This is a genomic window from Cupriavidus sp. a3 (assembly GCF_051015765.1).
Lineage (GTDB): Bacteria > Pseudomonadota > Gammaproteobacteria > Burkholderiales > Burkholderiaceae > Cupriavidus > Cupriavidus oxalaticus_A.
Window position 1 is genome coordinate 3,848,378 of sequence record NZ_CP170643.1, and the last position, 7,607, is coordinate 3,855,984.

Genomic DNA, 7,607 nt, shown 5'->3' on the forward strand with positions numbered 1-7,607 from the left:
TGCCTATCGTTCCAGACGTCCCTAATTCCAGACGCCCTAAGCCAATGCGCCTGCGCCAGATCGAGGTTTTCCGCGCCGTAATGCTGACCGGCACCGTCAGCGAAGCCGCGCGCCTGCTACACGTGTCCCAGCCCGTGGTCACGCGCGTGCTGCAGCATGCCGAGGCCTCGCTCGGCTTCCGCCTGTTCGAGCGCGTGCGCGGGCGGCTGCAGCCGACTCCCGAGGCCAACGCCTTGTACGGCGATGTCGAAAGGCTATACGGCGAGATCGAGCGCGTGCGCCGCGTCTCGGAAAGCCTGCGCCACAAGGGCGCCGGGCGCCTGCGCGTGGCGGCCACGCCGAGCCTGGCCAACCCGCTGCTGGTGCCGGCGGTGCGGCGCTTCTGCGCGCGCCACCCCGACACCCAGGTGCAGGTGCTGACCCACCATACCGACGAGATCGTCGGCGCGCTGCTGGCCAACCAGATCGACCTGGGTTTCGCCTTCTCGCCGCCGCGCCACGAGGCCATTTCCAGCGAACCGGTGGCCAGCGGCCGCATGTTGCTGGCGGTGCCGCGCGGCCAGCCGCTGCCCGCCGCGGGACGCCGCCGCCAGGTGCCGATGCAGCGGCTGATGGATCGCCCCTTCATCGGCTATGACGACAACAGCTCGCTCGGCCTGCTGGTGCGCCAGACGCTGGCGCGGCACGCGCTCGAGCCGCGCTCGACGCTGGAGGTGCAGACCTATTCGCTGGCGCTGGCGCTGGTCGATGCCGGACTTGGCCTGACGCTGCTGGACCAGTACACCGCGCTCAGCGCCAATCCCGGCCATGTCGCGCTGCATGACGTGGCGCCGGAACTGCCGTTCGAGATCCAGATGCTGCGCGCCAGCCACCGCGCCGGTTCCAGCCTGGCCGACGACCTGCGCGTGCAGTTTGCGCAGGCCGCGCAGGAACTGGCAGCAACGCTGCCGCAACGGCTGGAAGCGCCGGTGGTCAGCCTGGACGGCGCACTGCCGGGCGGCGCCAGGGTGCGCACGGCCATACTGGAATGACGGCCGCGCCGGCGCCGATTTGACAGCTTCACAGGCGGTGCACCATCATCAAGCCGCCTGCACTCGCTGGCCGCATGCGCCACACCGCCTATGTTCGTCCTGACCCTGACCGCCCTTGTCCTGGTCAGCGCCTTCTTCTCCATCTCCGAGATCGCGCTGACCGCCGCACGCCGCACCAAGCTGCAGGTCTTGTCCGAGCGCGGCGATGGCCGCGCCACGCGCGTACTGCTGCTCAAGGAAGAGCCAGGGAATTTCTTCACCATCGTGCAGATCGGCGTCAACAGCGTGGCCATCCTCGCCGGTATCCTCGGCGAGAAGCACGTGTCCGACCTGCTGCTGGAAACGCTGTCGCCGTATATGCAGGTGGTCCACGCGCAGCGCGTGGCCAATATCGGCTCGTTCCTGATCGTGACGCTGCTGTTCATCCAGTTTGCCGACCTGATCCCCAAGCGCATCGCGATGACATTCCCGGAAGCGTGCGCGCTGGCCGTGATCGACCCGATGCTGACGCTGCTGCGCGTGCTCAAGCCACTGGTGTGGGTCTTCAACGCCGCCGCCGATGCCGCGCTGCGGCTGCTGCGCCTGCCGACCAAGCCGGTCGACCAGATCACCACCGAGGACATCGCCGCCATGGTCGATGCCGGCGCCGAGGCGGGTGTGCTGCACAAGCATGAGCTGCACCTGATCGAGAACGTGTTCGAACTCGGCTTCAAGGGCATCACCGCGATCATGACGCCGCGCGACGACGTGGTCTGGCTGAGCCTGGACGAGCCCGCTGACAGCGTACGGCGCAAGCTGGTCAACCAGCCGCATGCGCAATACCCGGTGTGCGGGCACGACCTGGACGATGTGCAGGGCTATATCGATTCCAAGGACATCCTGCAGCTGCTGCTGGCCGACGAGAGCGCCGCGGTGATCGGCAATATCGGCCGCCACCATGACAAGAACGTGCTGGTGATCCCCGACACGCTGACGCTGTCCGAGGGACTGACGCGCTTCCGCGAGATGCACCAGAACTTTGCCGTGGTGATGAACGAGTACGGGCTGGTGGTGGGCATCGTCACGCTCGACGATATCGTCGGCGCGCTGATGGGCGACATCCTCTATTCCAGCGAAGACGAGCAGATCGTGCGCCGCGACGACAGCTCGTGGCTGGTCGACGGCCTGACGCCGCTGGTGGACCTGAAGAAAGCGCTGGAACTCGATGCCCTGCCCGGCGAGGACTATGTCGACACCGCCGGCGGGCTCGTGATCTACGCGCTCAAGCGCATCCCGAAGAAATCCGAGTCGATTACCGTGGCGGGCTATCGCTTTGAAGTGCTGGACATCGACCATCACAAGATCGACCAGCTGCTGGTATCGCGCCTGCCCGCGCCAGAAGAGCCTGCTGCGCAGCAACCGTAGCTGTAACCGCGCCTGCCTGCCGATAACGCTCCAGCGTATCCGGCATGCGGAACCAGGCCACGTAGCCGAACGCCACCACCACCGCGGCTGCCGCCACCGCGCCGAGCCGCCACGGCGCCACCGCATCCCGTGGCGCCGGCACATGGAGCGTATGGTAGGCAGTGCCGAGCAACGCGATCCACGCCAGTCCCAGCGCGTAGCCCGCGGCCACGTCGGACAGCCAGTGCATGCCCAGGTACAGCCGCGACACCCCGATCGCCGCCACCGCCACCACGGTCAGCGCCAGCACCGGGATGCGCACGCGCCATGGCTGGCGCAGGCACAGCAGGAACGCCAGGAAACCGTACGTCACCATGCTGCTGGTGGCGTGGCCGCTGGGAAACGAATACGACTCCAGCCCGCTGTAGATGCTGGCCGGCCGCACCCGCGCCATGCCGAGCTTGAGCGCCATCACGCAGGCGCGCGCGCCCAGCAGCGCCGCGGACCAGTACAGCGCCGTGACCCACGCGCGCAGCCACCACAGCCACGCGAACACCGCCACGCCGACCGCGACCGAGATGCGCGCACCGCCCAGCTCGGTCACCGCGACCATGGCGATATCGAGCCAGTCGCGGCGCCATGCGCGCCCCTGCGCGAACACAAGCTGGTCGAGACGGACCACTTGGTCGCCCTGCGCGATTTCGGCGGCGAGCCAGAACAGCGCTGCCCCGCAAGCCAGCAGCGCGGCGCCGGCCACGAGCACCAGCAGCAATTCGGCGATATCGCGTTCCAGCACGCGCAGCGTCAGCGTGCTCACGCGGCGCGGGCGATCCTGTGCGGCCACGCGCGTCGACAAGGCACCGGCGCCCCAGACGCGCATGCCGTCGAGCCAGCGCACCAGCGGGCGCAACAGCGCCACCAGCAGCGGCACCACGCACAGCAGCAGCACCGTGGCGAGCGTGAACAGGCCGAGCAAACCCAGCGCCGTCCCGGGCGTCAGCCAGGCATCGGCAACCGTGCCCACGCGCGCCGGCAGTTCAGGCACGCGCAGCCTGCGCGCCGCCGATGCGCGCGATATTGGCGCGCGCGGGCGCCTCGCAGTCGGCAAAGGGCGGCGTCAGGAACAGCCGCGGCCGCTGCGCCAGCTCGCCCAGGAAGGCCGCGCGCCGGCGCCCGAACTCCGCCAGCAGCGCATCGCCCTGCAAGCCGGTGCGCGCGGCCAGCATGGCGCGGTTCTCCGCGAAGACATCGGCGCTGTGGGCATCGAATACGTCAGGAGGCGCGGCCAGCCGGAACAGGTCGAGATCGAGCACGCTGTCCGCGCCGTCGATGGTCGGCGTATGCGTGCGCGTGTCGCGCACGATCTGCGCGGCACGATCGAGCGCCGCGCGCTCCAGCGCCGGTGCAATCGTCTCGATCAACGCAGCTGATGCCGATTCGTTGTGCTCGCAGCCCGGCACATAGACCGCGTCGTGGCACAGCACCGCCAGCGCCTGCGCCGGATCCAGCGCGACGCCGCGCGCGTGGGCGACTTCGAACATTTCCAGGATATGGCGGGGGCCGTGGTAGTGCCGGTACGGCGTGTCATGCAGCCCCAGCACATCCAGCACCGTCTTGCGCGGCAGGAAGTCGAGGCAGGCCAGCGCCGCGGGCCAGTCCGGAGCGAAGCGCGGCACCTCTCCGTGCGGCGTCGCCACGGGCTCGCTGAACACGTCGGCGCGGCGCACCCAGAGCAATGCGGGATCGCGCAGCGCGCGATAGACGACTGCCGGCGCGAGGTCGGCCTCCAGGCGTCCGATGCCGACCACCGCATAGGCACCGCCCTTGTGGTGGCGGTACGGCATACCGGCAATCAGATTGGGGTCGTCGGGAAGTTCCGCGGGGTCGCCGTGGAATTCGGCAGGCGTGGGGGATGGCTGTGTCATCGGTGGCCTCGTTCATGGCGGTCCGCTGGATCGCCATGATAGTGCACCGCCAGGCGCTGGCAGCGATGAAACCGACCGCCGGAAAAAACAAAACCGACGCTCACTTCCGCGAGCATCGGTCCGAGTTTTACTACACTGTTGTTGCCTGCCGGCGGTCGAGACCGACAGCTTTTTGTCATGGCGGAGAGGGTGGGATTCGAACCCACGGTACCGTCGCCGGTACGCCTGATTTCGAGTCAGGTACATTCGACCACTCTGCCACCTCTCCGGTAACTGCTTTGCCGTGTGGCGAAACCGAGATTATAGCCACACCGCACCAGCCAGCGCAAGAGGCCGGAAACAGATTTTTTACAGCTCCGGTTCCAGGCGAGTGACGCCGCTCATGTAAGGCTGCAGCGCGGCCGGCACCGTGACCGAGCCGTCGGCGTTCTGGTAGTTCTCGAGGATGGCCACCAGCGTGCGGCCCACGGCCAGGCCCGAGCCGTTCAGCGTGTGCACCAGCTCCGGCTTGCCCTGCCCCGCGCGCATGCGTGCCTGCATGCGGCGCGCCTGGAAGTCGCCCATGTTCGAGCACGAGCTGATCTCGCGGTAGGTATTCTGCGCGGGGATCCACACTTCGAGGTCATAGGTCTTGGTGCTGCCGAAGCCCATGTCCCCCGTGCACAGCACGATGGTGCGGAACGGCAGTTCCAGCTTCTTCAGGATCGCCTCGGCGTGGGCGGTCAGTTCTTCCAGCGCGTCGAACGATTGCGCGGCCGGAACGATCTGCACCATCTCGACCTTGTCGAACTGGTGCTGGCGGATCATGCCGCGCGTGTCCTTGCCGTACGAACCTGCTTCCGAGCGGAAGCACGGCGTATGCGCGACGAAGCGCAGCGGCAGCTTCTCGCCGGCGACGATGGCGTCGCGCACGATATTGGTCAGCGGCACCTCGGCGGTCGGGATCAGGTAGAAGTTTTCGATGCGCTCGCCTTCCTCGCTGCCGACCTTGCGCGGCACCTTGAACAGGTCTTCCTCGAACTTGGGCAACTGGCCGGTGCCGCGCATCGACGCGGCGTTGACGATATACGGCACGTACATTTCGGTATAGCCGTGTTCCTGCGTATGGGTGTCGAGCATCAGCTGCACCAGCGCGCGGTTCATGCGCGCCACGCCGCCGCGCAGCATCGAGAAGCGCGAGCCGGTCACCTTGACCGCGGTATCGAAATCCAGGCCCAGCTTTTCGCCCACGTCGACGTGGTCGCGCACGGCAAAGTCGAACTGGCGCGGCTCGCCCACGCGGCGCACTTCGACGTTCTGGGTCTCGTCATTGCCCACCGGCACGCTTTCGTGCGGCAGGTTGGGGATCGACAACATCAGCTCCGCCAGATGCGCCTGGATCTCGTCGAGCCGCGCGGCCGAGGCCTTGAGTGTGTCGCCGATGCCACCGACTTCGGCCATCACGGCCGAGGCGTCCTCGCCCTTGCCCTTGAGCATGCCGATCTGCTTGGACAGGCTGTTGCGGCGCGCCTGCAGTTCCTCGGTCTGCGTCTGCAGTTGCTTGCGTTCGGCCTCGAGTGCCTGGAACGCCGCCACGTCGAGTTGGAAGCCGCGCGTGGCAAGGCGTTGCGCCACGGCGTCGATGTCTTTGCGGAACAGCTGGATGTCGAGCATGTTGCTTGAGGTGAAGTGCAGGGCCAGCGACATGCCGGCGGACCCGCCATTTTACTGCACCCGCATGGGCCGGGACGAGCGAACTGGCGGCGGAAGACGCCGCTGGCCTGCGGAAGCTACTGGTCCTTGCCGCCGCCCTTGTCACCGTCCTTGCCAGCTTTCTCCCGCGCTTTGACCGCGCGCTGCTCGCGATGCCAGGCGTCGTCCAGCTCGCGCAGGTGGCGCAGCTTCTCGGCGATCTTGCCTTCCAGCCCGCGCGGCACCGGCTGGTACCAGCCCTGCGCCTTCAGGTCGTCCGGAAAATAGTGCTCGCCGGCGGCGTAGCCTTCGGGCTCGTCGTGCGCGTAGCGGTAGGCATGGCCGTAGCCAAGCTCCTTCATCAGCCTTGTCGGCGCATTGCGCAGGTGCACCGGCACCGCTCGCGACTTGTCCTTGCCGACGAAGGCGCGTGCCGCGTTGTACGCGTTGTAGCCGGCATTGGACTTGGGCGCGATGGCCAGGTAGATCAGCGCCTGGCCCAATGCGAGTTCACCCTCAGGCGAGCCCAGCCGCTCATAGGTCTCGGCCGCGTCCAGCGTGATGCGCGCGGCGCGGGGATCGGCCAGCCCGATGTCTTCCCACGCCATGCGCACGATGCGCCGCGCCAGGTAGCGCGGATCGGCGCCGCCGTCGATCATGCGGCAGAACCAGTACAGGGCGGCGTCGGGGTCCGAGCCGCGCACCGACTTGTGCAGCGCGCTGATCTGGTCGTAGAAGGCATCGCCGCCCTTGTCGAAGCGGCGCAGGTTTTCCGACAGCGCGCTGCCCAGCAGCGCGGTATCGATCTGCGCGGCGCCGGCGGTGCGCGCGGCACGCGCCACGATCTCTATGTTGTTCAGCAGCTTGCGCCCGTCGCCATCGGCCGAGGCCACGATCAGCTGCAGCGCCTCGTCCTGCCACGCGATGCCGCCGAGCTCTTCGCTGGCGCGCAGGGCCAGCTGCGTCAGCTCGGCATCGTCCAGGCTCTTGAGCACGTAGACCGCCGCGCGCGACAGCAAGGCGCCGTTTACCTCAAAGGATGGATTCTCGGTGGTCGCGCCGATGAAGGTGAACAGCCCGCTCTCGACGTGCGGCAGGAAGGCATCCTGCTGGCTCTTGTTGAAGCGGTGCACCTCGTCGACGAACACCAGCGTGCGCCGCCCGTGCGCGCGGAACTGCTCGGCGCGCTCCACCGCCTCGCGAATGTCCTTGACGCCCGACAGCACCGCCGACAGCGCGATGAACTCGGCGTCGAAGGCATCGGCCATCAGCCGCGCCAGCGTGGTCTTGCCCACCCCGGGCGGGCCCCACAGGATCATCGAATGCGGCTCGCCCGACTCGAACGCCACGCGCAGCGGCTTGCCCGGGCCCAGCAGGTGCTGCTGCCCGATCACCTCGTCGATGGTGCGCGGGCGCAGGCGCTCGGCCAGCGGTTGCCGGGAACGGTCAGGGGTATCGGAAAACAGCGAGTCCGCCACGTCATCAAGCCTTGCGATTGCAGAACGCCACAGTGTAGACCATCGGTGCCACGCGCCTGGTGCCGCGCCTGATGCCGGGCCTGGGCGCCGGGCTAGGCGGCAAAGGCGACCACGGCCTC

At 68.0% G+C, this 7,607-nt stretch carries 6 protein-coding genes and 1 tRNA gene; 2 read left to right on the plus strand and 5 right to left on the minus strand.

The genetic code is table 11. The features are described 5' to 3' along the window. The first annotated feature begins 44 nt into the window (after positions 1–44). Positions 45–1,031 (plus strand): LysR family transcriptional regulator, encoded by a 987-nt coding sequence (locus tag ACAD63_RS18405; RefSeq protein ID WP_133093992.1) that lies wholly within the window; start codon positions 45–47, stop codon positions 1,029–1,031. A 90-nt stretch (positions 1,032–1,121) separates the two neighbouring features. Then, on the plus strand, positions 1,122–2,435 hold the full coding sequence (locus tag ACAD63_RS18410) for a hemolysin family protein (protein WP_195428289.1): 1,314 nt from the start codon (positions 1,122–1,124) through the stop codon (positions 2,433–2,435). Here the strand turns inward: ACAD63_RS18410 and ACAD63_RS18415 are convergent. From ACAD63_RS18415 to ACAD63_RS18435, 5 genes are all read right to left on the minus strand, one after another. Further along, complete coding sequence (locus ACAD63_RS18415) at positions 2,323–3,459, minus strand: phosphatase PAP2 family protein (RefSeq protein ID WP_195428291.1); 1,137 nt, start codon at positions 3,457–3,459, stop codon at positions 2,323–2,325. The genes ACAD63_RS18410 and ACAD63_RS18415 overlap by 113 nt on opposite strands. Then, a complete protein-coding gene (locus ACAD63_RS18420) occupies positions 3,452–4,339 on the minus strand; it encodes a DUF1653 domain-containing protein (protein WP_195428293.1) in 888 nt (295 codons plus the stop codon). The genes ACAD63_RS18415 and ACAD63_RS18420 overlap by 8 nt, the downstream gene beginning before the upstream one ends. A gap of 178 nt (positions 4,340–4,517) precedes the next feature. Then, positions 4,518–4,607: transfer RNA gene (locus ACAD63_RS18425), tRNA-Ser, on the minus strand. 80 nt (positions 4,608–4,687) lie between these two features. Further along, complete coding sequence (serS, locus tag ACAD63_RS18430) at positions 4,688–5,992, minus strand: serine--tRNA ligase (RefSeq protein ID WP_434034019.1); 1,305 nt, start codon at positions 5,990–5,992, stop codon at positions 4,688–4,690. Positions 5,993–6,108: 116 nt separating this feature from the next. Next, positions 6,109–7,488: a replication-associated recombination protein A gene (locus ACAD63_RS18435; RefSeq protein ID WP_133093988.1), complete on the minus strand. Its 1,380-nt coding sequence runs from the start codon at positions 7,486–7,488 to the stop codon at positions 6,109–6,111. Positions 7,489–7,607 lie beyond the last annotated feature (119 nt).

Coding starts and splice junctions, on each gene's coding strand:
- ACAD63_RS18405 (WP_133093992.1), top strand. CDS start 45: ATGCGCCTGCGCCAGATCGAGGTTTTCCGCGCCGTAATGCTGACCGGC.
- ACAD63_RS18410 (WP_195428289.1), top strand. CDS start 1,122: ATGTTCGTCCTGACCCTGACCGCCCTTGTCCTGGTCAGCGCCTTCTTC.
- ACAD63_RS18420 (WP_195428293.1), bottom strand. CDS start 4,339: ATGACACAGCCATCCCCCACGCCTGCCGAATTCCACGGCGACCCCGCG.
- serS (WP_434034019.1), bottom strand. CDS start 5,992: ATGCTCGACATCCAGCTGTTCCGCAAAGACATCGACGCCGTGGCGCAA.